Source organism: Bradyrhizobium sp. Ec3.3, assembly GCF_000472925.1.
GTDB lineage: Bacteria > Pseudomonadota > Alphaproteobacteria > Rhizobiales > Xanthobacteraceae > Bradyrhizobium.
Genome location: NZ_AXAS01000010.1, coordinates 145,177 through 169,527, shown reverse-complemented (window position 1 = coordinate 169,527; position 24,351 = coordinate 145,177). Strand labels below are relative to the sequence as shown.

Annotated in this window: 25 protein-coding genes; 17 read left to right on the top strand and 8 right to left on the bottom strand. The window is 64.3% G+C overall.

The annotated features are described in order from the left end of the window. Positions 1-11 precede the first annotated feature (11 nt). The 3 genes from trpD to moaC are packed head-to-tail and all read left to right on the top strand — an operon-like array spanning position 12 to position 2,363. Positions 12-1,025: an anthranilate phosphoribosyltransferase gene (trpD, locus tag YUU_RS0112295; protein ID WP_027522635.1), complete on the top strand. Its 1,014-nt coding sequence runs from the start codon at positions 12-14 to the stop codon at positions 1,023-1,025. Positions 1,026-1,033: 8 nt separating this feature from the next. After that, positions 1,034-1,852 carry an indole-3-glycerol phosphate synthase TrpC gene (gene trpC, locus YUU_RS0112290; RefSeq protein WP_027522634.1) on the top strand — a complete coding sequence of 273 codons (819 nt, stop codon included), beginning with the start codon at positions 1,034-1,036 and terminating at the stop codon, positions 1,850-1,852. 1 nt (position 1,853) lies between these two features. Further along, positions 1,854-2,363 (top strand): cyclic pyranopterin monophosphate synthase MoaC, encoded by a 510-nt coding sequence (gene moaC, locus YUU_RS0112285; RefSeq protein WP_027522633.1) that lies wholly within the window; start codon positions 1,854-1,856, stop codon positions 2,361-2,363. 118 nt (positions 2,364-2,481) lie between these two features. Here the strand turns inward: moaC and YUU_RS0112280 are convergent, their stop codons facing one another. Further along, a complete protein-coding gene (locus tag YUU_RS0112280) occupies positions 2,482-3,111 on the bottom strand; it encodes a CGNR zinc finger domain-containing protein (protein ID WP_245287999.1) in 630 nt (209 codons plus the stop codon). 60 nt (positions 3,112-3,171) lie between these two features. Here YUU_RS0112280 and YUU_RS0112275 point away from each other — a divergent pair, with 60 nt between their 5' ends. After that, a complete protein-coding gene (locus YUU_RS0112275; RefSeq protein WP_027522631.1) occupies positions 3,172-4,428 on the top strand; it encodes an MFS transporter in 1,257 nt (418 codons plus the stop codon). Here the strand turns inward: YUU_RS0112275 and YUU_RS0112270 are convergent. Continuing rightward, entirely contained in the window at positions 4,409-4,573 is a 165-nt protein-coding gene (locus YUU_RS0112270) for a Flp family type IVb pilin (RefSeq protein ID WP_027522630.1), read from the bottom strand. The genes YUU_RS0112275 and YUU_RS0112270 overlap by 20 nt on opposite strands. A 321-nt stretch (positions 4,574-4,894) precedes the next feature. Between YUU_RS0112270 and YUU_RS0112265 the strand changes: the two genes are divergently transcribed. Continuing rightward, positions 4,895-7,615 (top strand): EAL domain-containing protein, encoded by a 2,721-nt coding sequence (locus YUU_RS0112265; protein ID WP_051389707.1) that lies wholly within the window; start codon positions 4,895-4,897, stop codon positions 7,613-7,615. A gap of 135 nt (positions 7,616-7,750) precedes the next feature. Here the strand turns inward: YUU_RS0112265 and YUU_RS0112260 are convergent, their stop codons facing one another. Then, complete coding sequence (locus tag YUU_RS0112260; protein ID WP_027522628.1) at positions 7,751-9,091, bottom strand: S41 family peptidase; 1,341 nt, start codon at positions 9,089-9,091, stop codon at positions 7,751-7,753. Between the two features lie 294 nt (positions 9,092-9,385). On the opposite strand from YUU_RS0112260, the gene YUU_RS0112255 reads away from it, so the two are divergent. From YUU_RS0112255 to YUU_RS0112245, 3 genes are all read left to right on the top strand, one after another. After that, entirely contained in the window at positions 9,386-10,519 is a 1,134-nt protein-coding gene (locus YUU_RS0112255) for an alpha-hydroxy acid oxidase (RefSeq protein ID WP_027522627.1), read from the top strand. A 9-nt stretch (positions 10,520-10,528) separates the two neighbouring features. Further along, positions 10,529-11,158 carry an HAD family phosphatase gene (locus YUU_RS0112250; RefSeq protein ID WP_027522626.1) on the top strand — a complete coding sequence of 210 codons (630 nt, stop codon included), beginning with the start codon at positions 10,529-10,531 and terminating at the stop codon, positions 11,156-11,158. A gap of 174 nt (positions 11,159-11,332) precedes the next feature. Further along, positions 11,333-11,530: a hypothetical protein gene (locus YUU_RS0112245; protein WP_027522625.1), complete on the top strand. Its 198-nt coding sequence runs from the start codon at positions 11,333-11,335 to the stop codon at positions 11,528-11,530. Between the two features lie 101 nt (positions 11,531-11,631). On the opposite strand, the gene YUU_RS60180 is transcribed toward YUU_RS0112245, so the two are convergent. Beyond that, positions 11,632-11,808: a hypothetical protein gene (locus YUU_RS60180; protein ID WP_198031738.1), complete on the bottom strand. Its 177-nt coding sequence runs from the start codon at positions 11,806-11,808 to the stop codon at positions 11,632-11,634. 229 nt (positions 11,809-12,037) lie between these two features. Here YUU_RS60180 and glp point away from each other — a divergent pair, with 229 nt between their 5' ends. The 4 genes from glp (at position 12,038) to YUU_RS0112215 (ending at position 15,149) form a co-directional block, all read left to right on the top strand. Then, a complete protein-coding gene (glp, locus tag YUU_RS0112230; RefSeq protein WP_027522624.1) occupies positions 12,038-13,249 on the top strand; it encodes a gephyrin-like molybdotransferase Glp in 1,212 nt (403 codons plus the stop codon). 175 nt (positions 13,250-13,424) lie between these two features. Continuing rightward, positions 13,425-14,123, top strand: a complete 699-nt coding sequence (gene lexA / locus YUU_RS0112225; protein WP_027522623.1) for a transcriptional repressor LexA — start codon at positions 13,425-13,427, stop codon at positions 14,121-14,123. A gap of 47 nt (positions 14,124-14,170) precedes the next feature. Then, positions 14,171-14,497, top strand: coding sequence for a hypothetical protein (locus tag YUU_RS61140; RefSeq protein WP_245287998.1), 327 nt, complete (start codon positions 14,171-14,173; stop codon positions 14,495-14,497). 214 nt (positions 14,498-14,711) lie between these two features. Further along, complete coding sequence (locus tag YUU_RS0112215; protein WP_027522621.1) at positions 14,712-15,149, top strand: hypothetical protein; 438 nt, start codon at positions 14,712-14,714, stop codon at positions 15,147-15,149. An 8-nt stretch (positions 15,150-15,157) separates the two neighbouring features. Here YUU_RS0112215 and YUU_RS0112210 read toward each other — a convergent pair whose 3' ends face one another. Together YUU_RS0112210 and YUU_RS0112205 are read right to left on the bottom strand one after the other, a co-directional pair. Beyond that, positions 15,158-17,437, bottom strand: a complete 2,280-nt coding sequence (locus tag YUU_RS0112210; protein WP_027522620.1) for a ComEC/Rec2 family competence protein — start codon at positions 17,435-17,437, stop codon at positions 15,158-15,160. 93 nt (positions 17,438-17,530) lie between these two features. Continuing rightward, positions 17,531-17,764: a DUF2171 domain-containing protein gene (locus YUU_RS0112205; protein ID WP_027522619.1), complete on the bottom strand. Its 234-nt coding sequence runs from the start codon at positions 17,762-17,764 to the stop codon at positions 17,531-17,533. A gap of 357 nt (positions 17,765-18,121) precedes the next feature. Between YUU_RS0112205 and YUU_RS0112200 the strand changes: the two genes are divergently transcribed. Then, the gene (locus YUU_RS0112200; RefSeq protein WP_027522618.1) at positions 18,122-19,447 is read left to right on the top strand and encodes an MFS transporter; all 1,326 of its coding nucleotides are present in this window, start codon (positions 18,122-18,124) and stop codon (positions 19,445-19,447) included. 140 nt (positions 19,448-19,587) lie between these two features. Here the strand turns inward: YUU_RS0112200 and YUU_RS0112195 are convergent, their stop codons facing one another. Next, positions 19,588-19,950: an SPW repeat protein gene (locus tag YUU_RS0112195; protein WP_035662166.1), complete on the bottom strand. Its 363-nt coding sequence runs from the start codon at positions 19,948-19,950 to the stop codon at positions 19,588-19,590. Positions 19,951-20,191: 241 nt separating this feature from the next. Between YUU_RS0112195 and YUU_RS0112190 the strand changes: the two genes are divergently transcribed. From YUU_RS0112190 to YUU_RS50735, 4 genes are all read left to right on the top strand, one after another. Next, positions 20,192-20,374, top strand: coding sequence for a hypothetical protein (locus YUU_RS0112190; RefSeq protein ID WP_027522616.1), 183 nt, complete (start codon positions 20,192-20,194; stop codon positions 20,372-20,374). A gap of 166 nt (positions 20,375-20,540) precedes the next feature. Continuing rightward, positions 20,541-21,971, top strand: coding sequence for a type I glutamate--ammonia ligase (glnA, locus tag YUU_RS0112185; protein WP_027522615.1), 1,431 nt, complete (start codon positions 20,541-20,543; stop codon positions 21,969-21,971). 330 nt (positions 21,972-22,301) lie between these two features. Next, on the top strand, positions 22,302-22,787 hold the full coding sequence (locus tag YUU_RS0112175; RefSeq protein WP_027522614.1) for an adenosine-specific kinase: 486 nt from the start codon (positions 22,302-22,304) through the stop codon (positions 22,785-22,787). Positions 22,788-22,957: 170 nt separating this feature from the next. Further along, positions 22,958-23,437 (top strand): LysR substrate-binding domain-containing protein, encoded by a 480-nt coding sequence (locus YUU_RS50735; protein ID WP_084801413.1) that lies wholly within the window; start codon positions 22,958-22,960, stop codon positions 23,435-23,437. 50 nt (positions 23,438-23,487) lie between these two features. Here the strand turns inward: YUU_RS50735 and YUU_RS0112165 are convergent, their stop codons facing one another. After that, positions 23,488-24,348, bottom strand: a complete 861-nt coding sequence (locus YUU_RS0112165) for a TerC family protein (RefSeq protein ID WP_027522613.1) — start codon at positions 24,346-24,348, stop codon at positions 23,488-23,490. Between the last annotated feature and the right edge of the window lie 3 nt (positions 24,349-24,351).

Below are 24,351 nucleotides of genomic sequence, written 5' to 3'. Positions count from 1 at the left end.
GAAAGCACGCGATGGACGACCTGAAATCGATTATTGGAAAAGTGGCGACCGGCGCCAGCCTGTCGCGTGACGAAGCGGCCTCCGCCTTCGATGCCATGATGTCCGGCGAGGCCACGCCCTCGCAGATGGGCGGGCTTCTGATGGCGCTGCGCGTACGCGGCGAAACCGTGGACGAGATCACCGGCGCGGTCTCGGCGATGCGCTCCAAGATGCTGCGCGTCAGCGCGCCGGCGGATGCCGTCGACATCGTCGGCACCGGCGGCGACGGCTCGGGCTCGGTCAACGTCTCGACCTGCGCCTCCTTCATCGTCTCGGGCGCCGGCGTGCCCGTCGCAAAGCACGGCAACCGCGCGCTGTCGTCGCGCTCGGGCGCAGCCGACGTGCTGGCCTCGCTCGGCGTGAAGATCGATCTCAAGCCCGAGGACGTCGGCCGCTGCGTGCGCGAATGCGGCATCGGCTTCATGTTCGCACCCGCGCATCATCCCGCGATGAAGAACGTCGGCCCGACCCGCGTCGAGCTCGCCACCCGCACCATCTTCAACCTGCTCGGACCGCTGTCCAATCCGGCCGGCGTGAAGCGGCAGATGGTCGGCGTGTTCTCCCGGCAATGGGTGCAGCCGCTGGCGCAGGTGCTGAAGAATCTCGGCTCCGACTCGGTCTGGGTGGTGCACGGCTCCGACGGGCTCGACGAGATCACCCTCACCGGCCCAACCTTCGTCAGCTCGCTGCACAATGGCGAGATCAAGAGCTTTGAGATCACCCCCGAGGACGCAGGCCTTCCTCGCTGCGAAGCGATCGGCTTGAAGGGCGGCGATGCCGACGCCAACGCGATCGCGCTGCAAAGCGTGCTCGACTGCAAGCCGAGCCCCTATCGCGATGTTGCGCTGGTCAACGCGGCCGCCGCGCTGGTGGTGGCCGGCCGCGCCAAGGACATCAAGGAAGGTGTGGCGCTCGGCACCAAGTCGATCGACAGCGGTGCGGCGTCGGCGCGGCTAAAGCACCTGATCGCGGTCTCCAATAGCTGAGCCCTCGCATGTCGGACATCCTGACCAAGATCGAGGCGTATAAGCGTGAGGAGATCGCGGCAGCCAAGCGCGCGCAGCCGCTAGCTGCCTTGGAAGCCAAGGCCAAGGTCGCAGCTGCGCCGCGCGGTTTTCTGCGTGCGATCCGCAACAAGCTCGCCAATGGCGACTATGCGTTGATCGCCGAGGTCAAGAAGGCATCCCCCTCCAAGGGACTGATCCGTCCCGATTTCGACCCGCCGCTGCTCGCGAGGGCCTACGAGGCCGGCGGCGCTGCTTGCCTGTCGGTGCTGACGGATACGCCCTCCTTCCAGGGTCATATCGACTTCATGGTCGCAGCGCGCGCGGCGACGTCGCTGCCGGTGCTGCGCAAGGATTTTCTGTTCGACACCTATCAGGTGGTCGAGGCCCGCGCCTATGGCGCCGATTGCATCCTCATCATCATGGCGGCGCTCGACGATGCGGTCGCAAAAGATATCGAGGACGCCGCGCTGTCCCTCGGCATGGACGTCCTGATCGAGATCCATGACACGAGCGAGCTCGACCGCGCGCTAAAACTGCGCTCGCCGATGATCGGGGTCAACAATCGCAACTTGCGCACCTTCGAGACCACGCTTGCGACCAGCGAGGCGCTTGCGCCGCTGATCCCCGAGGGGCGGCTGATGGTCGGCGAAAGCGGCATCTTCACCCCGGCGGACCTCGCCCGCCTCGAGCGCGTGGGCATGTCGACCTTCCTCGTCGGCGAAAGCCTGATGCGGCAGGCCGACGTGACGGCCGCCACCCGTGCGCTGCTGTCGCGCGAGGCCCCGCGCGCCACGGGCACGCGCTGAGATGGCGCGTTCACCCTCCAGGGCCAAAGCAAAGGCAAAACCCGCCCTCACCCATATCGGCACCTCCGGCGAGGCACGGATGGTGGACGTGTCGGAGAAGCCCGCGACCGAGCGGCTCGCGGTCGCGGAGGGGCACGTCGTGATGACCAGGGCGACGCTCGACCTGATCCGCTCCGGCAACGCCAAGAAGGGCGACGTGCTCGGCACCGCCCGCATCGCCGGCATCATGGCGGCCAAGCGTACCTCGGAGCTGATCCCGCTCTGCCATCCCCTCGCGCTCTCGAAGGTTACCGTCGACATCGAGCCCGACGACAAGCTGCCGGGTTGTCTCGTCCGTGCCGCCGTAAAGGTCACAGGTCCAACCGGCGTCGAGATGGAGGCGTTGACCGCCGTCTCGGTCGCCTGCCTCACGATCTACGACATGATCAAGGCGGTGGAACGCGGCGTGCGCATCGAGGGCATCCACCTCGTCGAGAAGAAGGGCGGCAAGTCCGGCCACTACCGCGCCTAGAGCATGATCCTGACCCGAAGGGCCGCGTTAGCGCAAAGTTTGCGGCGGTTTTTCCTCGCGACAAACGCGGAACGCGTTTGCGCGGAGATCATGCTCAATCAATAAAGCACGCCCTGAACTATTTCGCCTCGCGCTGGCGCTCACGGTAGGCCCGCGTCTTCATCCGATTGCCGCACAGCGTCGCCATGCACCAGCGCCGGGTGGACGGTTTGGACCGGTCGTAGAATACCCGGCGGCATTCCTCCGAGGCGCACATCTTCAGCCGGTCCAGCGTACCCGCAAGCGTGCCATCGTGAACCTCGATGGCGATGGCCGACAGACCAGCAAGGGCATCCCGACGCACAGCTGCAAGCATTGCGCCGCGGCCCGCACGCGCCTCCACCCGCAACGGAAACGGTTCGAGCGCGCCGTCGAGCGCGCCAAGGACATCCCTGTTCCTGCGCCGCTCGGCCGGCTCGCATTGCAAATAGGCGCGCAGCGCCCCGCGCAGTCGCAGTGCGGTATGGAACATCGCTGGCGTGATCTTCGCACCGCCCTCGCCCATGCCGTGCTCCGCCAACCAATCCCCGAGCGCCTTCGGGCCGGAAAGCGCATCGCTTTGCGGATGCTGCACGCCGAAATGCGTGAAATGGCGAAAATCGAGCGAATTGGCGAATTCGTAGAGATTCGCCAGCTCGTCGGGAACCCTGAATTTGCGGGACTGCCTGGACATTGACACCAGTAAATCATTTTTACTGGTTTGCTGCAACTGACACTCGTATAAATCGTTTACTGGTGTCACAGATCGCGTCAGACCATGGAGGCCGAGATGACAACGGACACAACGACAATCACCCGTCCCCACCTGTTCTACGGCTGGTTCGTCGTCGCCGCGGCCTTCGCGGTGACGTTCGTTGGATTCGGTTCCGCCTACACGTTCAGTGCGTTCCTGGAACCGCTCCAGCGCGACTTCGGCGCCTCGCGCGGCGCGGTTTCGCTGGTGTTCTCGATCGCGGGCTTTCTGTATTTTGCGCTCGGGGTCGTCAGCGGCCCGCTCGCTGACCGCTTTGGCGCTCGTCCCCTGGCCGTGACTGGCATGATCGTGGTCGCCGCGGGCCTTGCGGCCGCAAGCGCAGCGCGCTCTCTCACCGGGGTCTATCTCGCCTACGGACTCGGAATAGGCCTCGGCGTCGGCTGCGCCTACGTCCCGGCGATCGGAGCGGTGCAGCGCTGGTTCGTCAAACGCCGCGGCTTTGCTTCCGGACTGGCCGTCAGCGGCATCGGGCTCGGTACGCTGGCGATGCCGCCGATCGCTTCGCTGCTGATCGCGACATTCGGCTGGCGCGGGGCCTATCTGGTGCTGGCCGCACTCGCCGTCGTACTGGGCGGCGGGATTTCATTGCTGCTCGAGAACGATCCACAAGACCGCGGCCTCGGCCCGGACGGCGACCCGCCTGAGGCAGCATGCGCTAACGGAAGCGGTGGCGTCGCGGTGCTGGAGGCCGTGCGCTCGGCGCGGTTCGCCGGCCTCTATCTTTCGTGCCTGGTCTGCTCGTTCGGCGCTTTTGTCCCTTTCGTGCATCTCGTGCCCTACGCACGCGATCACGGCGTTTCGACTTCGTCCGCCGTGCTGCTGCTTGGCACGATCGGCGTCGGCAGCACCGCGGGCCGCTTCCTACTCGGCGGGCTTGCCGACCGGATCGGCCGCGATCTCTCGCTGATCATGGTGCTGCTCGGCATGGCGCTCGCCATGGCCATCTGGGCGATTTCGGCAAGCGCTTTCGCGCTTGCAACCTTCGCCTTCGTCTATGGCGTGTTCTATGGCGGCTGGGTCGCGGTGCTGCCCGCCGTGGTGATGGACCATTTCGGCGGGCGCAACGTCAGCGGCATCATCGGCATTCTCTATACCAGCGTCGCGTTCGGCACGCTGATCGGGCCGAGCGCCGCGGGCTTCGTCTACGACGCCACGCACAGCTACACGCTGCCGATCCTGATCAGCGCGGCCACGAACGTCGTCGCGGCGCTGATCGTGGCTGCGCCGGCGTTGTGGAGCGGAATGCGGACGATCAGCGCAGCGAGGCGCTGATTGATCCGAACTTGCTGCTCAGCTTGCTGCCGAGCCCGTTGACGACGGTGATGATGGCAAGCGCGATGCCGGCGGCGATCAGGCCGTATTCGATCGCGGTGGCGCCAGACTCGTCGGCAATGAACTTCTGCAACATCGTCTTCATGATCCTGTTATCCTGTCCTCTCCGTTGGGATGACGGGACAACTCGCAAGCCGCGTGCCAGAGTGCGCGTGAGCATCGCCAGCATGTTAGGTGGTTAAGTTTCGGTTGATGCGGGCGCAACCGGCAAGAATTGACCGCTCAGATACACCGCACCGGCAATATCTGCTGGCCTTGCTCATCGCGCGCGCCCCAGGACTCTCGCGTCGATTCACCCTTCGTTAACCGCGCTTCCTAACGTCGCCTCCACATCGTTCCCGTAAACCGACGGATGTTTCCAGGCTCAAGAACTGATCCTGGCGTGTGCACGGCAGCGTTTCAGATCATGACGGGATTCGGCAGTCGCCTCCTCGACCAAACGGCAATGATCCGCAGCGGACCGATCCGCTGGCTGGTGGTGGGCGGCATGCTGCTGATTGCGGCGATCGCGATCGGCGCAACGCTGATGGCGCAGAACTTCCGCGAGCGGGCGCTGCGCAACAGTGCGCGCGAGCTGGATAACACGGCGCTGCTCCTCGCTCATCATTTCGACCAGCAGCTCCAGGATTTCGAGGTCATCCAGAAAGACCTGATCACGAACGTGCGCGCCAGCGGGATTGCGAGCGTCGAAGACTACCGCCGGCGCCTGTCCACCCAGGACGTCCATCGGACGCTTCGCTCCAAGATGGAGGCGCTGTCCTATGTCGGCGGCGTCAACATTTTCGACGCCGACGGCGAGCTGATCAACTCCTCGCTCGTCTGGCCTCCGCCGAAGGTCAATGTCGCCGACCGCGCCTATTTTAGGTCCTTCAAGTTCGACCCGCGCTCGCCGGACATGCTGGTCCAACCCGTGCACAGCCGTGTCTCCGGCATGTGGACGATCCTGATCCTCCGCAAGGTCACGGACCCGAACGGCGAGTTCCTGGGCTTGGTCGGGCGCGGCATCGAGCCCGCCAGTTTCGAGAAATTCTTCGCGTCCGTCGCGCTCGGCGAAGGCGCGACGATCTCGATGCTTCACCGCGACGGCACGCTGCTCGCCCGCTATCCCCATGTCGACGAAGCCATGGGCCAGAACTTCAAGACCGGCCCCGAGGCGCAGCAGAAGATGTTCGATCTCGATCACTTCACCGGCCGCTTCACGAGCACGGTCGACGGTGATGACCGCCTGATCTCATCACACGCCCTGCCCCACTTCCCGATCGTAATGGTCGCGACCAACACGAGAGCGGCCGCGCTCGCAGCCTGGCACGAGCAGATCGGATTCCTGATCTCGATCGCCATCGCTTCGGCGCTCGCCATCGCCGGGCTCCTGATTGCCGTGGTTCGCAAACTGTCCGCACAGCACCGTCTTTCGCGGGAACGGCTGACGCTGGAGAAGCAACGACTCGACCGCGCCGTCAACAACATGACCCAGGGGCTTCTGTTGTTCGACGACTCGCGACGGCTGGTGGTCTGTAACCAGCGCTATCTGGAAATGTATGGATTGTCGGCCGATGTCGTGAAGCCCGGCTGCAGTTTCCACGACATCATCGCGCACCGCAAGGCGACCGGCTCGTTCGCCGGCGACGTCAACCGATATGCCGCGCGCGTGCTGCGCGACATCCACCTGCGCAACTCCATGGTCATCGACACCTCGGACGGCCGCTCGATCCAGATCGTCAACGAGCCGCTCGCGGACGGCGGGTGGGTCGCGACGCATGAGGACATCACCGAGCGCCGCCGCACCGAGGAGCGCATCACGCATCTTGCGCACTACGATGCGCTGACCGATCTGCCCAACCGCGCCATGTTCCACGAGCATCTGCGGGAAGCGTTGGGCGCGATCGCCGACGGCGAACAGATCGCGGTGCACTACATCGACATCGACGAATTCAAGGGCGTCAACGACGCGCTCGGCCATCTCGTCGGCGACGAACTGCTGAAATCGATCGCAGCGCATCTGAACCGCTGCGCCGGCGAGACCGAATTCGTCGCCCGCCTCGGTGGCGACGAATTCGCGATCGTGCAGAGCACCGTGACCTCGCCTGACCACGTCACCGACCTCGTGGCGCGGGTGTTCGCCGCCATCCGCGAGCCGTTCGACTGCATGGGCCACCATCTCACAACGGACGCCTCGATCGGCATTGCGCTGGCGCCGGACCATGGCACCGAGCTCGATCAGATCCTGAAGAATGCAGATCTGGCGATGTACGCTGCGAAGGCCGCCGGACGTCGCACCTATCGCTTCTTCGAGCCGGAGATGGATGCCAAAGTCCGCGAGCGGCGGCAGCTCGAGACCGATCTCCGGCATGCTCTCGCCCATGGCGGGCTCGAAGTGTTCTACCAGCCCTGCCTCAGCCTGAAGGACGACACCATCACGGGCTGCGAGGCTCTGGTGCGCTGGCGGCACCCCGAGCGCGGCATGGTCTCGCCCGCCGAATTCATCCCGATCGCGGAGGACACTGGCCTCATCAACGAGATCGGCGAGTGGGTGCTCGCGACGGCCTGCCGGGATGCTGCGATCTGGCCGGATGACATCCGCCTTGCGGTCAACGTCTCGCCCGTACAGTTCAAGAGCGGCACGCTGGCGCTGAAGATCATGGCGGCGCTCGCCGCCTCCAACCTGCCGGCAAGCCGGCTCGAGCTCGAGATCACCGAGGCCGTTCTGATCCGCGACGACGACACCGCGCTTGCCATCCTGCATCAGCTCCGCGCCATCGGCGTACGCATCGCACTCGATGATTTCGGCACCGGCTACTCGTCGCTGAGCTACCTGCACCGGTTCCCGTTCGACAAGATCAAGATCGACCGCTGCTTCGTCGAGGACATTGCAGGACCCGACGGCTCCTCCAGCATCGTGCAGGCCGTGGTCGGCCTCGCCGCTGCGCGGCGCATGACCACGACCGCGGAGGGCGTGGAGACCGAGGAGCAGCAGCGGCTGCTCCGCTCACTCGGCTGTAGCGAAATGCAGGGTTATCTGTTCAGCGCGGCGAAGCCGGCCGACAAGGTGCAGGAGCTGTTCACGCTCCACCGCAGCCGGCTTGCCCAGAGGACCGGCCACGAAAGCCGCCGCCGCGAAGCGGGCTAGGCGAGGCCTTCGCGTCGTAGTTCGTAGAGTGGACGAAGCAAAGCGTGCCAACCTCGTGTCTAGTCCGCGGATGCAGAAGCGGTGAGCACGTCGCTTACGCTCCTTTGCCCACCCTACCGCATCCCGGCCTACATCCTAGTTCGGCACCGCCGCCTTCGGCGTCGGTCGCGCTGCCGTGGCGGCGTTCGCGGTCACGCCGTGCAGGAAGTCGAAAGCGGCGTGCAGCGCCTTGTCGTCCTTCTCCTCCGGCGGCACGTAGGATTGCGAGCCGGTCTGCTCGCTGCCGTCGGCTGCAGAGAGATGGCCGCGCATCTGGGATTCGGCCATCGTGTCGACACGGCCCTTCAGCTCCGGCGGGACGTCCTGGAGGATCTCGATGTCGGGCGCGATGCCCTGCGCCTGGATCGAGCGGCCCGACGGCGTGTAGTAGCGCGCGGTGGTCAGCGCCAACGCGCCGCTGCCGGTGCCGAGCGGGATGATCGTCTGCACCGAGCCCTTGCCGAACGAGCGCGTGCCGATCAGCGTGGCACGTTTGTGGTCATGCAGCGCGCCGGCCACGATCTCGGACGCGGAAGCCGAGCCGCCGTTGATCAGCACCACCAGCGGCTTGCCCTTGGTGAGGTCGCCGCCATGCGCGCTGAAGCGCTGGGTCTCTTCCGGGTTCCGACCGCGGGTCGACACCACCTCGCCACGGGCGAGGAAGGCGCTCGACACCGAGACTGCCTGGTCGAGCAGCCCGCCCGGATTGTTGCGGAGATCGACGACATAGCCTGCGAGCTTCTCCTGCGGGATCTCCTTGGAGATCGACGCGATGGCCTTGCGCAAGCCGTCTGTGGTCTGTTCGTTGAACGAGGTGACGCGGATATAGCCGATATCGCCGCCCTCGGTGTGGAACCGGACCGGGCGCACATGGATGATCTCGCGTGTGATCGCGACGTCGAGCGGCGCGTCTGCGCCCTTGCGCACGATAGTGAGCTTGGTCTTGGTATCGACCGGGCCCTTCATCTTGTTGACGGCCTGCTCGAGCGTCATGCCCATCACCGCCTCGCCGTCGATCTTGCTGATGAGGTCGCCGGACAGGAGGCCGGCCTTGGAGGCCGGCGTGTCGTCGATGGGCGCCACGACCTTGACGAGGCCCTCCTCCATGGTGACCTCGATGCCAAGCCCGCCGAACTCGCCGGAGGTGGTCTCCTGCATCTCGGTCCAGGCCTTGTCGTTCATGTAGCGCGAATGCGGATCGAGCGAGGTGACCATGCCGTTGATGGCGCCCTCGATCAGCTTGGCGTTGTCGGGCTTCTCGACGTAACTCACCTTGACCCGCTCGAAGACCTCGCCGAACAGGTTCAGTTGCGAATAGGCATCGTCCGCGCCCGCCGCCGCTCTTGCCACCCATTGCCCGCCTTGCGGAGAGGTCGCCAGCAGAGTCAAACACGCGCCGGTCAGCGCGCCGAGGGGGAACAGCAGGGTTTTCCGCATGGATTAAATGGCCTTTTTGCTGGCGGTTGGGAGGCGCCATGCAAATGGCGATCCAGCCCGTGTCTCACAATACCATTCTGGTTTCTTCAAGGCCGGTCCGCCACGTCGGCGGGCATCCGGCAGAAATCCCTTCGTTCCAGCCTAAACTTTTGGCAACGTTCGCCGGCCGGTTTGCGCCAAACGGGAATCGGCCCCGTCCGGCCACGCGTTCAAGCTATGCGATTTTAGGATGGTTTTGGCGGGCCGAACCGGATAGGCGATGGATTAAGGCTTCAAATTCTCGGGAGGATAACAATGAACGAAGCGCCCCGCATCCGGCCCCAACGAAACGTCGAACTCGGCGCCAGCGACGAGCCGTTCCAGAACCTGCACGAATTCATCCGCAAGGCGCGCTCCAACCTCAACCAGAACGCCTGGGACTATATCGTCGGTGCTGCCGAGACCGAGACCACGATGCGCCGCAACCGTATGGCGCTGGACGAGATCGCCTTCCGCCCGCGCGTGCTGCGCGACATGCGCAACGTCGATGGTTCCGTCGTGCAGTTCGGCCGCAAGATGCGCCTGCCGGTGGTGCTGGCGCCGGTCGGCGCGCTCGAGATCTTCGATCCGCACGGCGCGGCCTCCGTTGCTCGCGGCGCCGGCGCCTTCGGCGCGGCGCATATGCTGAGCTCGGTGTCGGACCCGGGCCTCGAGAAGACCGCGGAAGCGGCCCCCGATGCGCTACGCTTCTATCAGCTCTATGTCCGCGGCGATGACGCTTTCGTCGAGGATGTCGTCGCCCGCGCCGTGAAAAGCACATACGCCGCGTTCTGCCTGACGGTCGACACCGCCCATTACAGCCGTCGCGAACGCGACATCGCCAAGCGCTATGTTCGCGAGAGCCGGCTGCGCGCCACCGGCGGCGACTACCAGAAGGGCCTTGAGTGGCGAACCGTGAAGCTGATCAAGGACAAATTCAAGATCCCGCTCATCATCAAGGGCATTGCGACGGCCGAGGACGCGCTGATCGCGCTCGATCACGGCGTCGAGTGGATCTACGTCTCCAACCACGGCGGCCGCCAGCTCGATCACGGCCGCGGCGCCATGCACGTGCTGCCGGAGATCGTTGATGCCGTGAAGGGACGCGCGAAGATCATGGTCGACGGCGGCTTCTGCCGCGGCACCGATATCGTCAAGGCGATCGCCATGGGCGCGGACCTCGTCGGCATCGGGCGCCTGCAGTGCTGGGCGCTGGCCGCGGCCGGAGAAGCCGGGATCACGCGGATGCTGGAGCTTCTGGAAGACGAAGTGCTGCGCTGTCTCGGGCTATTAGGGGCCGCCTCGTTTGCCGAGGTGAACGCATCCTGCCTGCATCCGGCGACAGCCACCAACGCACCAAGCGTATTCAGCGCGTTTCCGCTGCTAGATATCGAGCCTTATCGCTACTGAAAGGATGCAATGACCTCCCTCCTCTCTCCCGGCAGCGCGGATGCGCTTCTGTTCGATCTCGGTCGCGTGGTGCTCGACATCGATTTCTCCAAGGCGATCACCTGCTGGGCGGGACATGCCGGCTGCGAGCCGCAATCGATCGTGGCGCGCTATGTGCGGGACAGCGAAGCCTATCGGCTGCACGAGATGGGCAAGATCAGCGACGAGGCCTATTTCGACTCGCTGCGGCGCTCGCTGGGGATCGAAATTTCCGACGCGCAGTTCCTGGAGGGGTGGAATGCGATCTTCGCTGGCGAGATGCCCGACATAGCAAACCTGTTGCCGCGCGCCGCGCAGCACGTGCCGCTCTACGCCTTCTCCAACACCAACCGGCCACACGTGGAATATTTCTCGAAGGAGTATGCCGACGTGCTCGGCCATTTCCGCGACCTTTATCTGTCCTCCAGCATCGGCCTGCGCAAACCCGATGCGGAAGCCTTCGACCATGTCGTCGCCGCGATCGGCCTGCCGGCGCAGCGAATCGTATTCTTCGACGACCTCGCGGAAAACGTCGAAGGCGCGCGGGCACGAGGGCTGACCGCGGTCCACGTGACGTCGCCTCGCGACGTCGGCGAGGCCCTGAGGGCGCTCGGTATCTGAGAGCATGGCCGCATTGCTGCGTTAGCAAAGGGTCTGGTTCCCGCCTTCTCCAGGAACTTTCTTAGGCAACTGTGGAACCAACTCGCTCTGTGTATTTTTGCACAGAGTTCCCGGAACGGATCAGCGCGTCGGGAGTCATATGCCCGTTGGGATCTCTACAACGGACGCGTGATCGTGTTGGGCAAAGCCTATTTCACCAAACAAGCCTCGATCCTTCTCCAATTCGCGAAGTCAACATCGGACAAGGAACTCTCCGCCAAGCTGGTCAGCAAGGCGGCCGATCTGAAAGCGCAGGGCGACCCGCTGCCGGAGATGGATCACAGCCTGAGAGCGCCCGACGTCGATCCGGACAATGAAACGGGAGCCACCTGATGCTAGCCGTGAGCCTGGTCGTCGCCGTGGCATGTTTGGCCACCGTCATCCCCGTCTTTCTCGTCATCGAGACGATCGCGCGGCGGCCGCACTAGGCGCATTCAACCGCGCTTGGGTTGGGGCCGATCGAGACGCTGCCGTTGCGCGCGCATGCGGCTCGTCTTCTCCTTGAGTGCCTCGATCTCCTCGTCGAGCTTTGCGCTCCTGGATTTCGGCGGCTCATCGCCGCGCAGCTTCTCGAGCGCCTTCTCGACCGACAGCTTTGAAGTCTCTGCCATCAGGGTTCTCCCGGACGTCTCCTGACGCGCCTTTCGTGCTGTGGCGCGCGGCAATTCTGAGCCGGAGGCGGGACGACGCGATATTGTCCCAAAGGGCATCCCGCCATCCTGCTGCTGGAGCGACATTTCCATCTCCACCTTCGTGATCACCCCTTTTGCCTCGACGCCCGCACTCGGCTAGAACGCAACGCGACCTGTCCTTACGATTTGCTCTGCAGGAGTTTTGCCCGTGGCCCTGATGCCGGTGTCCGATGCCCTCGCCGCGGTGCTTGCGGGCGTCGTGCCCGTGGCTGAGGAGATGGTCGCGCTGGATGCGGCCTGGCACCGCGTGCTCGCGCGCGACGTCGCGGCCAGGCGCACGCAGCCGCCGCAGGCGATGTCGGCGATGGACGGCTATGCGGTGCGCGCCACCGACGCGGCGAAGGTGGGCGCAGAGCTCACCGTGATCGGCGAGGTCGCGGCCGGCCGGCCGTTTGCGGGAACGGTCGGCGCGAGCCAGGCGGTGCGGATCTTCACCGGCGGCGTGGTGCCCGATGGCGCGGACGCGGTGGTGATCCAGGAGGACACCGTCGCTGACGGCAAGTGCGTCACGATCAAGGAGGCCGCGATCGTCGGACGGCACATCCGCCCCGCCGGCGTCGATTTCCGCGAGGGCGACGTGCTGCTCCGACAGGGAGCCCGGCTGACCGAACGCGACCTCTCACTCGCCGCCGGCATGAACCATCCTGAGCTTGCCGTCCGCCGCCGGCCCAGGGTCGCGATTCTCGCGACCGGCGACGAACTGGTGATGCCGGGCTCGACGCCCGGCGCGGGCCAGATCGTTTTTTCCAACGGCTACGCCTTGCACGCGCTGGCGCGGGCCGAGGGCGCCGAAACGTTCGATCTCGGCATTGCAGCCGATACCGTTGCGGCGACCACCGCCGGTATCCGCCGGGCCCGCGAGAGCGGCGCCGACATCCTGATCACGACCGGCGGGGCCTCGGTCGGCGACCACGATCTGGTCAGGCCTGCGCTTCAGGCCGAAGGCTTCGAAATGGCGTTCTGGAAAATCGCGATGCGGCCGGGCAAGCCCATGATGCACGGCCATCTCGGCGCGATGCGGGTGATCGGCCTGCCCGGCAATCCGGTGTCGTCCTATGTCTGCGGCTTCCTGTTCATGGTGCCGTTGATTCGCGCGCTTGCGGGCCGCTCGCGCGTTCATCACCGCCGCGAGCGCGCCGTGCTCGGGCGTGACGTCGGGCCCAACGATGTCCGCGAGGACTATCTGCGTGCCAGGCTCGAGGAGCGCGAGGACGGCACGCTCGTGGCCGTTCCGGTCAACCACCAGGACTCCTCGCTGCTTGCGAATCTCGCTATGGCACAGGCACTTCTCGTGCGCGCGCCATTCGCGCCAAAGGCCGAAGCAGGCACGCCTTGCGAGGTGTTGCGGCTGCCCTTGTGAGTGCGATCTGATTCGCGCGTGACGCGAACTTCGCCGCGTTCACACAAAATTAAGTGGTTGCGGAACACATATCGAACATATAGTGTCCGTTCATGATTTGTTTCGAGCATCTAGCGGCTTCTGCTGAATCTGACGTCTCGGAATCGAACGACATCAACCGGGGGACTTGGTCGAGATGTTAACGCGCAAACAATACGAGCTTCTGCGGTTCATCAGTGAGCGCCTCAAGGAAAGCGGCGTGCCGCCCTCCTTCGACGAAATGAAGGACGCGCTCGATCTGCGCTCGAAGTCGGGCATCCATCGCCTGATCACCGCGCTGGAAGAGCGCGGCTTCATCCGTCGCCTGCCCAACCGCGCGCGCGCCATCGAGGTCATCAAGCTGCCCGAGCTTCAGGCTGCAGGCGCCGGCCGCCGCGGCTTCACGCCGAGCGTCATCGAAGGCAATCTCGGCAAGGTGCGGGGCCCAAGCGCTACTGTCGACGAGGGCGAGCGTCCGGTCGCCGTGCCCGTGATGGGACGGATCGCGGCCGGCACGCCGATCGAGGCGTTGCAGACCCGCAGCCACACCATCAGCGTACCGCCGGACCTGCTCGGCTCGGGCGAGCACTATGCGCTCGAAGTGCGCGGCGATTCGATGGTCGACGCCGGCATCCTGGATGGCGACATGGCGCTGATCCAGCGCAACGAGACCGCGGATACCGGCGACATCGTGGTGGCGCTGATCGACGACGAGGAAGCGACGCTCAAGCGCTTCCGCCGCCGCGGTGCGTCGATCGCGTTGGAGCCCGCGAACACCGCCTATGAGGTGCGCATCCTGCCGCCGAACCGGGTGAAGATTCAGGGCAAGCTGATCGGGCTGTACCGGAAGTACTGATTGCCCGGCAGATTGCCGGCCATCGCGCAGCGACGCGGGCGGACGGATTGTCCGCTCCGGCGGAATGGTGTTTCCGCTTCCACCGCGATTATCCTCACACCTGCGCAGAGCTAATCCTCAAGCACCGCAAGCGCGAATGCGCGGTGCACGATAAAGAGGAAAAAACCGTGCGACAGATGATTTTGGGCGTGTTCTCGGCGGCCTTGCTCGCGGGCTCGGCCTCCGCGAGCGATGCAGCGCAACACCACTGTGCCATCCGCAAGACGGAGCACGCGGTAACCAGCGCGCCATTCCGCAATTCCAACAATGCGATCGCACCCGCGCCGCAGGTGAGCTGGCCCTATTCAGGGTACTCCGCTCCTGCCGGCCGCTGATGGAAGCTCGCGTGAGTGAATGGTGTGAACCAAGATAGACTAGCAGCGAGAGGCTTTGTTCCTGGTTTGCCAGGAAAGATAATGTGATCGGACGACGCGCAGACGGGCCGCAGATTTGCCCACAAACGCGATACACTCGAAGGCTTCCAACTCTGATAGAGGCCTGCGCCTCCGGGGGGGCGCGGACCTGCTATCTCGCATGAGGAGCACTCCGATGTGTGACTACAGCCTACATGCCGTTGCGACCCGCCCCGCTCAAGTCGGCGAGACGATCGTCACGACAACCTTCCGCGGCACCTCGACGCGTGGATTTGCGTCGGAGCGTGATCTCTCGGTTGCCGTCTGCCTCCTGCCGGGCACCGAGCTCGCCTTCGCCGACAACGTCCGCTACGACAATCGCTGGATCTGGACACGCACCGTCAATTCCCGCGTCGGCAAGTTCGGCAAGGTCGATCCGCACATTCCCGATCGTCATCATGATGCGATCGAATTCCCCGACGGCAACTACGTGCTGGTGACGCAGCTCGTCGAGGGACAGCGTGCCACCGTTCTGCAATTGCCGGTGACGCAGCCGCTCGGCGAGAAGACAGAGCAGCCCGCCGTCGAGCAGCACACGACCACGACGCCTACGACACGCCTGCCGATCGGCTGACGCGTCTTTCAATCCTCGGCCTGCAGGTCGGCCTCCGACGGCGTAGCGTCCTTGCTGCGTGGAGTAGCCGGCCGCGGTGCGAGGCTGAGCTCGAAATCGCTATCGCCGGCCTCAGCCGGCGACCAGGGGCGGTTTGCGCCCCTTGCTCTCACCGTTTGCAGCGTGAAACCGTCGCCCTCGCGCGATAGGGTGAGCGCGCCTTGCGTCTTCAGACGCTCGCGATCCACGACCATTGCCGCGCAATCGGTTGCTGCCGGCTTCGCCGTCACCACCAGCGCGGCGCGGCTGCAATCATCCGCCAGCGCGTCGACACGCAGCGAGAGCGCGACCAGACGACCATCAGCGAGCGGCGTCACGCAGCCGGCCTCGTCGCATGAGACGCCGTCGGCGAGCGAGGTAGCGGTTGCGCTGCGCGGATCGGCATCGGCTGCAAGCCACTCCTTGAGGAGAAAATTGTCCTTGCCGGTTCGGATCAGGTGCAGTTGGCGGTCCCTGCCGCGCACCGCGACGCTGTGGCCGTCGCCCGCGATCAGGATGTCGGGCTGGCGCACGTGCAGCGTCGAACCAATCGAGAGCGCGAGCACGATGGCGCCCGTCCAGCGCAGCGGCGTGCGCAACAGGCCCATCACGATGAGGCCGATGCTGGCGGCAATCAGCGGACCGGTGCCGAACGCGGCGATGCGGCCGACCGCGCCCGGCAACGCCGCGACCCAGCGCGTCACAACGACCATCCAGTCGATGCCGATCCCCATCAGCCACCAGAACACGCCATCGAGCCCGAACGGCGCTGCGATCAACCCCAAAAGTCCGGCGGGCATCACCAGCGCCGAGACCACCGGCATCGCCGCGAGATTGGCGAGCACCCCGTAAGGCGTGACGCGGTGGAAATGGAAGGCGGCATAAGGTGTCGTCGCAAGCCCCGCGATCAGCGAGGCCATCAGCAGCATGACGAGCTCGCGGCCGCCCCACAGCGCGATGCGCGCTGTAGCGGAGTGATCGGGCGAGGCAAACAGGTTCGGCATACCGATCTGCACCAGCGCGACGAGGCCGAGGGTCGCAGCAAACGACATCTGGAAGCTCGGATGCCCGAGAGCCTCCGGCGCGACCGCGAGCACGATCAACGCCGCGACTGCCAGCGTGCGGAAGGTGATGGCACGCCGATCGACCATCACCGCGATCAGCACCACCGCCGTCATGAAGAACGAGCGCTGCGTCGCAACCTCGGCGCCGGACAGCAGCAGGTAAAATGCGGCCGCCACCAGCGCAGCCGCAGCCGACCATTTCTTGATCGGATAGCCCACTGCAAATCCCGGGATCAGCGCCAGCAGCGCGCGCACCGCAAAGAACACCACGCCGGCGACGACGGCCATGTGATAGCCGGAGATCGACAGCACGTGCCCGAGGCCCGAGATGAACATGGCATCGTTCACGGGCTCGGTGATTGCGTCGCGCCGTCCAGTGAGGAGCGCGGTGGCGATCGCGCGGTTGTCGCCGTCGAGCGTGGCGCGGATGCGCGCGTCGATCGCGTCGCGCAGGCCTTGCATGATCGCAGCATAGCGCAGCCGCAGGCCTCCGGTCTCCGGTGGCTCAGCGATCGTGATCGCCCCCATCGCAAAGCCGGAGGCGCCGATGCCCTGAAAAAACATGTCGCGGGCGAAATCGTAGCTGCCGGGCCGCAAGGGCGCGAGCGGCGGCATCAGGCGCGCCTTGAGTTGCACGAAGCTGCCGACCTCCGGTGCCGTGCCCTTGCGCACCGACAGCCGCACACGCTCGAGCTGAATCTCGCCGCGCGGCGCCTCCATCGCAGTCACCCGCAGCACGAAGCGGTCGGTGCGCTCGCGGATATCGCGCGTCTCTACGAAGCCGGACAGCGCCACCGAATAGAGCGGCTTCGCCAGCACGGTGTGCGCGATGCGCGCGGTCTTCCAGGTCGCCGTGGCAAAGCCTGCGGCGATCGCTGCGATCATGATGGCGGGGGCGAACAACCGGCTCCGCCGCAACAGCACGCTACCCACCATGAGCACCAGCGCCGTGATCGCGGCGACCGAGAGCACGGGTTCGTGGTCGGCGGCAAAATAGAGAGCAATTCCGGTACCGAAGGCCACGGGCACCCACGGCAGCAGCCGCCCCGCGCCGGCTTCCGCCCTGGCCCATCCACGCAACGTCTCGGCCAGCGACGACCACGCGCCAAAGCCCGCCGGCACAAGGCCGCCGGCCGAAGCCGCACGGCCTACAGGCCATGTCCCGGCGATCCCTTGCGAGCGGTGTGGCCGGGAAGGCTCCGCCATTCCTGCACCTTACAATACGCGACGGGTGCGGAGGCTACCGGAAGGTGTTGGGACGCGAATAGCGGAACGGAAAGGGAACCAGCTCGAGGACCGCTACTTTTCCTCTTCCATCGTCACGGCAACCGCCGCCTTGGCGGAGAGCCGGACCTTGTTGCCCTCGACATCGGCAACGAGGCCCTTGTCGATGAAGTGATGATGGCCCTTGTAGCTGCCCTCACCGCTGTCCTTCCTGGTCAGCTTGATGCGGTTGCCTTCGACACGGTCGACGGTACCGATATGAACGCCGTCGGCGCCGATCACTTCCATATGTTCTGCGATGTTTTGCATGCCAGTATCCTTCTCTGGTCCCCTCACAACGCCTGGAACGCCTTTTCTGTTCGTTGCCCTTGCGACCTCCTTCGCAAACGCGCCGTGTCAAGTCGATTGCGCCGAAAGTCTCATAAGTTGCCAGCCCCTGGTGGGACTACACTATGTGTTCCCCGCCTCCCCGACAGACGGGCAAGGCAGTGGTGGCTCGCGGTTCTAAGGCCGCTGGAGCTCTCCTCAGGTGACGGAAAACGCGCCTGAGGTCAGACGTTGCAGACGCAACTCTTTGAACTGGCGCCTGCAACGCCGCGCATCACGCTCTTCCCGCGAGAAGATGACCGCTGAAACAAGCGAGGAGACGTTATGAAACGATAGGAGTTGCACATGCAGGTACCGAGTGATTTTCGCCGCGTGATCATTGCTGCATCGGTGGGAAACGTCATCGAATGGTATGACTTCTATATCTTTGGCAGCCTGGCCGCGGTTCTGTCGGTCAAGTTCTTCGAGCAATCCCACCCGGTTGCAGCGCTGCTCAGCACGATCGCGCTTTTCACCGCAGGATTTCTGATCCGTCCGCTGGGGGCGTTCCTGTTCGGATGGATGGGTGACCGGGTCGGCCGCAAATATACGTTTCTCATTACGCTCAGCGGAATGGGACTAGGCACAGGCGCGATCGGATTGATCCCGACCTACCAGTCGATCGGCCTGACAGCCGCGTTCGTTCTGTTCGGTCTGCGCATGATTCAGGGCCTGTGCCTTGGCGGCGAATATGGCGGTGCCATTACCTACGTTGCCGAGCATGTGCCGGACGACAAGCGCGGCTACTACACCGGCTGGCTGCAGACCTCTCCGACGCTCGGCATCGTGGTATCGCTGGCCGTGATCATCCTCACGCGGACCTATGCCGGCACTGAGGCCTTCGACGCATGGGCGTGGCGCGTTCCGTTCCTGCTGTCCTTCCTGCTGGTGGCGATCGCGATCTATATCCGGCTCCAGCTCCAGGAGACGCCGATCTTCCAGGAGATCAGGGCCCGCGGCCAGATGACGACGAATCCGTGGAAAGAGGCCTTCCTCAGTTCGAACATCAAATATATTGGGATCGCCACTGTGGTCCTGATCGGACAGGGCGTGGTCTGGTACAGCGGTCAGTTCTGGGCGCTGTACTTCCTGCAGCAGGTCTCCAAGGTGGACGCGCTGACCTCCGCCTACATCGTGGGAGCCGCCCTGCTCATTGCAACGCCGAGCCTGATCTTCTTTGGCTGGCTGTCGGATCAGATCGGCCGCAAGCCAGTGATCCTCGGCGGCATGCTGCTCGCCGCGGTCACGTATTATCCGCTGTATCTGTGGTTGGGAACGGTGACGCAGCCCGGAAACATCAACTACGCAACCGCGACCTTCATCATCTTCATCCTCGTTTGCTATGTCGGGATGGTCTACGGGCCGGTCGGCGCGTTTCTGGCGGAATACTTCCCCGCCCGGATCAGGTACACGTCGGTCTCCGTGCCGTACCACATCGGTAACGGCTGGGGTGGCGGATTGGTGCCGTTCATCACGTCAGCAGCTTTCGCCGCGACCGGCAGCATCGGCTACGCACTACTCTACCCGATCGTGGTCCCCGCGATCTGCTTCGTGCTCGCGGTTTTCCTGATGCCAGAGACGCGAAAGATCAGCATCTGGCAACCGACCGAGCCGAGAGCCGCCTAGCGATGGAAGGATGCTGGTGCAGGACCGCAAGCGCCCTGCACCAGGCCCAACGGGTCTGCTTTTCGCACGAGCGAGGCCAATCTCCGCCTCCCCGACCGCCAGCGGATAGCGGCCGGCAAGAGGCTCGGCTGACTGCTCTGTCAGCCGACTAGGTGATGCCAGCGATCGTGCCACCAGGAGCTGAAATCACGATCGGTTATCAGCTCCCAACCGCCGAACAAGATCACCAAGATGCCCGAGACTACGCTACTCACCATGGCTGATACTGGTTCGTAGCCAATGGTCCAAGGCGCCAGCACCAGAGCCAGACCCAGCAGCATTTCTCCCCACTCTTCCAGATAGGACGGGATGACAAATGCCTCTATGGCAAACAGCATGACGCCGAGTCCGAGCGCGATGGTCATCCAGACGGCCGCCCCCGATAAGCCCAGGACGAAGGACGACAGGACCAGCCACACGCCGACCAACAGGCTGGCAGCATCCTGCCAATGTTGGATGCGCATGATGCTCACCTCCCTTCCCCCACTATGTGGGGATTCATTGATGAAAATGCATCCGTCCAACCTGCGATGTGTTGCCGCTCATGCGATCCGATGCGCTTCCAATCAACCTGGCCGGCACCGGAAAGAGCCCTTGCGAGTGCGCCGCACCAGGATGCACACTTGCTGCGCTTGACAGGTGTCGACTACTGCTCTCGGCCCCACTTGGTTCGCGTGCTGCCCGGCACAAGAGGGAGATGACGCCATGCGAGAAATCGAAATCCACGACTATGCGCGGCAGTTGCTGGAAGCACATGGCCCCAAGGCGATTGCGGAGGCCGCCCAGAATGCCATCGATCTCGAGTCAAAGGGCGAGTTCGAACTGGCCAAGACCTGGCGGCATATCGAAGACGCGATGAAGCTTATGCGCGGACCGCACCAAAGCTGAAGCAGCCGGCGCGCCTGGCTGCCTGACTCCGAGTGCCGCCAAACCGGATTGAGGCTGGAGCGGCGGCAACACAGAATATGGACCACAATTCGTCGCAAGCCGTTCGGCTGCGGCTGAACGGCAACGCGACGCGACGCGCAAGACGCATGATGCTGGGAGCGAAGCCATGGTTCGAAATTGTGCAACAGCCGAAGACCTCGTGAAGGCAATCAAGGACGAGAACGTCCAGATGATCGACCTGCGGTTCACCGACTTGCCGGGGGTGTGGCAACATTTTTCCGTCCCACCGAGCGCAGTAAATGTCGATGCTTTCAACGAAGGCATTGGATTCGACGGCTCGTCGATCCGCGGCTTCCAGGAGATCCAGGAAAGCGACATGCTGGTCGTCGCCGATCCGACGACGGCCTTCGTCGATCCCTACAGTCCGGCGAAGACGCTGGTCCTGATTTGCAACATCAGGGATCCCGTGACCGGCCAATCCTACAGCCGCGACGCCCGCTATATCGCCCAAAAGGCCGAAACTTATCTGAAGGGCACCGGACGCGCCGATACCAGCTACTTCGGGCCGGAAGCTGAGTTCTTCGTCTTCGACGACGTGCGCTACGGACAGGGCATCAACCACGCCTTCCACGACATCGATTCCAGCGAAGGCAGCTGGAATACGGGCAAGGAGGAAGAGCCGAATCTGGGTCACAAGCCGCGCCCGAAGGAAGGATACTTTCCCGTTCCTCCGACCGACAGCATGCAGGCGCTGCGCACCGAAATGGTGCTGACGATGGAAGAGCTGGGCATCCAGATCGAAGCCCATCACCATGAAGTGGCAACCGGCGGCCAAAACGAGATCGACATGCGCTTCACCACGCTGACCCGCATGGCCGACAATTTGATGATCTACAAATACGTGGTGAAGAACACCGCGCATAAGCACGGCAAGACTGCGACGTTCATGCCGAAACCGCTCTTCGAGGACAACGCTTCGGGCATGCACGTTCACCAGTCGCTGTGGAAGGGTGAGACCAATCTGTTCTACGACAAGGGCGACTATGCCGAATTGAGCCAGTTCGCCCGCCACTACATCGGCGGGCTTTTGACGCACGCCTGGGCGTTGTGCGGGCTTTGCGCTCCCACAACGAACTCCTATCGGCGTCTGGTGCCGGGCTATGAGGCTCCAATCAACCTCGTCTACTCCCAGCGCAACCGCTCGGCGTGCTGTCGGATTCCGATGTATTCGCCGAACCCGCGTGCCAAGCGCGTCGAGTTTCGTTCGCCCGACCCATCCTGCAATCCCTACCTGGCGTTTGCCGCGATGCTGATGGCCGGCCTCGACGGTATCGACAACCGGATCGACCCCGGCAGCCCCATCGACAAGAACCTCTACGACCTCCCACCTGCCGAAGCGAAAGAGGTGAAGTCGACACCGGGATCGCTGGACCAGGCCCTCGACGCGCTCGAGCACGATCACGCGTTCCTGCTACGCGGCGGCGTCTTCACCGCCGACGTGATCGAAACCTGGCTCGACTACAAGCGAAAGAAGGAGATCGACCCGATCCGGCTGCGACCGCATCCTTACGAGTTCCATCTGTACTACGACATCTAGGGGCTACGCCCGTTTTGTTACTACGAGATCTGCAGCCATGCGCATGCCAAGAAAGCGGAGCCCAACAGCGGATTTGCCGAAGCCGAAAATGCGCCACGCCGGGGCACCTGCGACCGGCAACAAGCGGCTGGCCGATCAGACCCGCAAGATTCTCGGCAAGCACTACGCGAGCAAATATCGGGTGCGGTAACTGCGATCACTAGCCTGGCCTTGAGCCTGACCGTGGGTGGCAGCGCGGCAACGAGCGAAATCGGCCGCCCGTGCGGCTTGCAATCACTTTCCGGCGGCCTAACATGGATTGCGTAGCTCTTCTCATAGGAGCCTGCAGCCATGGAACTCACCGTGGTGCCCATCGCCAAGCCGGACACGGCCAACTTCATCTTCGGTCAATCTCATTTCATCAAAACCGTGGAAGATCTCCACGAGGCGCTGGTGGGCGCGGTTCCGGGCATCCGCTTCGGGCTCGCCTTCTGCGAGGCCTCTGGTAAACGGCTGGTTCGCTGGTCGGGTAATGACGACGTCGCGCTCGCTCTCGCGCGTGACAACGCATCGGCCATCGGCGCCGGCCACACCTTCCTGATCTTCCTGGGCGACGGGTTCTTTCCCGTCAACGTCCTGGCTGCTGTACGCGCCGTGCCGGAGGTCTGCCGCATCTACTGCGCGACGGCCAACCCCACGCAAGTGATCGTCGCGCAAACGGAGCTTGGCCGCGGCGTGCTCGGCGTCGTCGATGGCGCCTCGCCGATGGGCGTTGAAACCGACGCCGACATTGCGTGGCGGAAAGACCTGCTGCGAAAAATTGGGTACAAGCTGTAGCGGCTGGATGAAGCCGAAGTCGACCGACTGACGCCGCCACGCGTCGAACCCGAGGAAATTCGCGGCCAATCACTTGGCCCTCCTCCTCGCACGAATTCGGCTACGGCTGCGCACTCGATGCAACTTGACGAACGCGAGGTGGTTGGCGGCCAGCGGAAGAGCCGGCGCGCCTGGGCCGCGACTTTGACGTCGTCATTCGCCGGACGAGGGCCGGCTGGCCATCCTATCTCAAGCCGCGCCGTTTCATGGCCGATCAAGCATATCTTGTCACTGCGCCGTCGTTGCTGGAGGCCAACCCCATCGAAAAGGTCGAAGACCTGACCAGCCATGTCTTCCTGCACAGCGAGACGCGAGCCAACGATTGGCACGAATGGCTCAGCTTCGCTTGGGTTGAGTGGATCCATCCAGCCGACGAAATGCGATTTGATCACCTCGGCTTCGCCCTGCGCGCGGCAGCGGATGGATTGGGAATAGCTGTTGGGCCCGCCAGCCTGGTCGCCCATGACATCGCGTCGAACCGGTTATGTCATGTGCTGCCAAGGCTGAGCCGGCCGCTCGATCCCTACCTTATAGCACTGAACGACGAGTCGAGCCGGGCAGCTCAGGCCTTCGAGGAGTGGCTCTCAAGCGAAACCGCCGAGAAATTCTAGAAACGTGACGATTGGGTGTCGCTGACGCATTCCACTGCTTGGTGGCGCAACTACTCGGCTGACACCTTGGCGTGGCGTTCGGATGCTTCGAGTGCGGCAACATGCAGGCTGCGCCGGCGCCAGATATAGCCGACGACCAGCACAACGATGACGCCGAGCAGGGCGCAGAGATATTCGGCGCCCGCGCCGCCATGGGTAAATTGCGGCGGGATGCGCAAGCCCGCGAGCAGCGCATCCAGTGAAATGCCGAACGGACCGTCGGACAGCGCATGCAGCTTCGGCTCGACGCCCGGATCGGTCGCGATCACCTCGCCGGCGATCCAGCCGAGCAACGCCGCGCCGGCCCAGACCAGGATCGGCAGTTTTGACAACAGCGCCATGATCAGCGCAGCGCCGGCGACGATCAGCGGCACGCTGATGGCAAGGCCGAGCACCAGGAGCGGCACGCTGCCATTGGCGGCGGCCGCGACCGCGATCACGTTGTCCAGACTCATGATGATGTCGGCGACAACGACGATCTGCACCGCCTGCCACAGATGCGAGGCCGAGGCGACGTCGTCCTCGTCCTCGTTTTCCGGCACCAGGAGCTTGGCGGCGATCACGATCAGCGCGAGACCGCCGACCAGCTTGAGGTATGGCAGCGCCATCAGGCTCGCGACGATGCCGGTGAAGACGATGCGCAGCAGTACCGCCGCCCCCGCACCGAGCACCATGCCCCAGAGCCGATGCCGCGGCTTCAGCCCGCGGCATGCGAGCGCGATCACCAGCGCGTTGTCGCCGGAGAGCAGGATGTTGATCCAGATGATCTTGCCGACCGCGACCCAGAAGGCCGGTTCGGCCATTTCATTGCGGAACTGGGTGAAGAACGACCCGAGCGTGGCGGGGTCGAAGATCTGCCAGAGCCAGTTCACAAT

Bases quoted from the DNA above. Each gene is read 5' to 3' on its own strand.
- YUU_RS0112270 (WP_027522630.1), bottom strand. From the start codon at position 4,573: ATGAAGACGATGTTGCAGAAGTTCATTGCCGACGAGTCTGGCGCCACC.
- trpC (WP_027522634.1), top strand. From the start codon at position 1,034: ATGTCGGACATCCTGACCAAGATCGAGGCGTATAAGCGTGAGGAGATC.
- YUU_RS0112255 (WP_027522627.1), top strand. From the start codon at position 9,386: ATGAACGAAGCGCCCCGCATCCGGCCCCAACGAAACGTCGAACTCGGC.
- lexA (WP_027522623.1), top strand. From the start codon at position 13,425: ATGTTAACGCGCAAACAATACGAGCTTCTGCGGTTCATCAGTGAGCGC.
- YUU_RS0112250 (WP_027522626.1), top strand. From the start codon at position 10,529: ATGACCTCCCTCCTCTCTCCCGGCAGCGCGGATGCGCTTCTGTTCGAT.
- glnA (WP_027522615.1), top strand. From the start codon at position 20,541: ATGGTTCGAAATTGTGCAACAGCCGAAGACCTCGTGAAGGCAATCAAG.
- YUU_RS0112195 (WP_035662166.1), bottom strand. From the start codon at position 19,950: ATGCGCATCCAACATTGGCAGGATGCTGCCAGCCTGTTGGTCGGCGTG.
- YUU_RS0112215 (WP_027522621.1), top strand. From the start codon at position 14,712: ATGTGTGACTACAGCCTACATGCCGTTGCGACCCGCCCCGCTCAAGTC.
- YUU_RS0112265 (WP_051389707.1), top strand. From the start codon at position 4,895: ATGACGGGATTCGGCAGTCGCCTCCTCGACCAAACGGCAATGATCCGC.
- YUU_RS0112205 (WP_027522619.1), bottom strand. From the start codon at position 17,764: ATGCAAAACATCGCAGAACATATGGAAGTGATCGGCGCCGACGGCGTT.
- moaC (WP_027522633.1), top strand. From the start codon at position 1,854: ATGGCGCGTTCACCCTCCAGGGCCAAAGCAAAGGCAAAACCCGCCCTC.
- YUU_RS0112275 (WP_027522631.1), top strand. From the start codon at position 3,172: ATGACAACGGACACAACGACAATCACCCGTCCCCACCTGTTCTACGGC.
- YUU_RS0112260 (WP_027522628.1), bottom strand. From the start codon at position 9,091: ATGCGGAAAACCCTGCTGTTCCCCCTCGGCGCGCTGACCGGCGCGTGT.
- trpD (WP_027522635.1), top strand. From the start codon at position 12: ATGGACGACCTGAAATCGATTATTGGAAAAGTGGCGACCGGCGCCAGC.
- YUU_RS0112210 (WP_027522620.1), bottom strand. From the start codon at position 17,437: ATGGCGGAGCCTTCCCGGCCACACCGCTCGCAAGGGATCGCCGGGACA.
- YUU_RS0112175 (WP_027522614.1), top strand. From the start codon at position 22,302: ATGGAACTCACCGTGGTGCCCATCGCCAAGCCGGACACGGCCAACTTC.
- YUU_RS60180 (WP_198031738.1), bottom strand. From the start codon at position 11,808: ATGGCAGAGACTTCAAAGCTGTCGGTCGAGAAGGCGCTCGAGAAGCTG.
- YUU_RS0112190 (WP_027522616.1), top strand. From the start codon at position 20,192: ATGCGAGAAATCGAAATCCACGACTATGCGCGGCAGTTGCTGGAAGCA.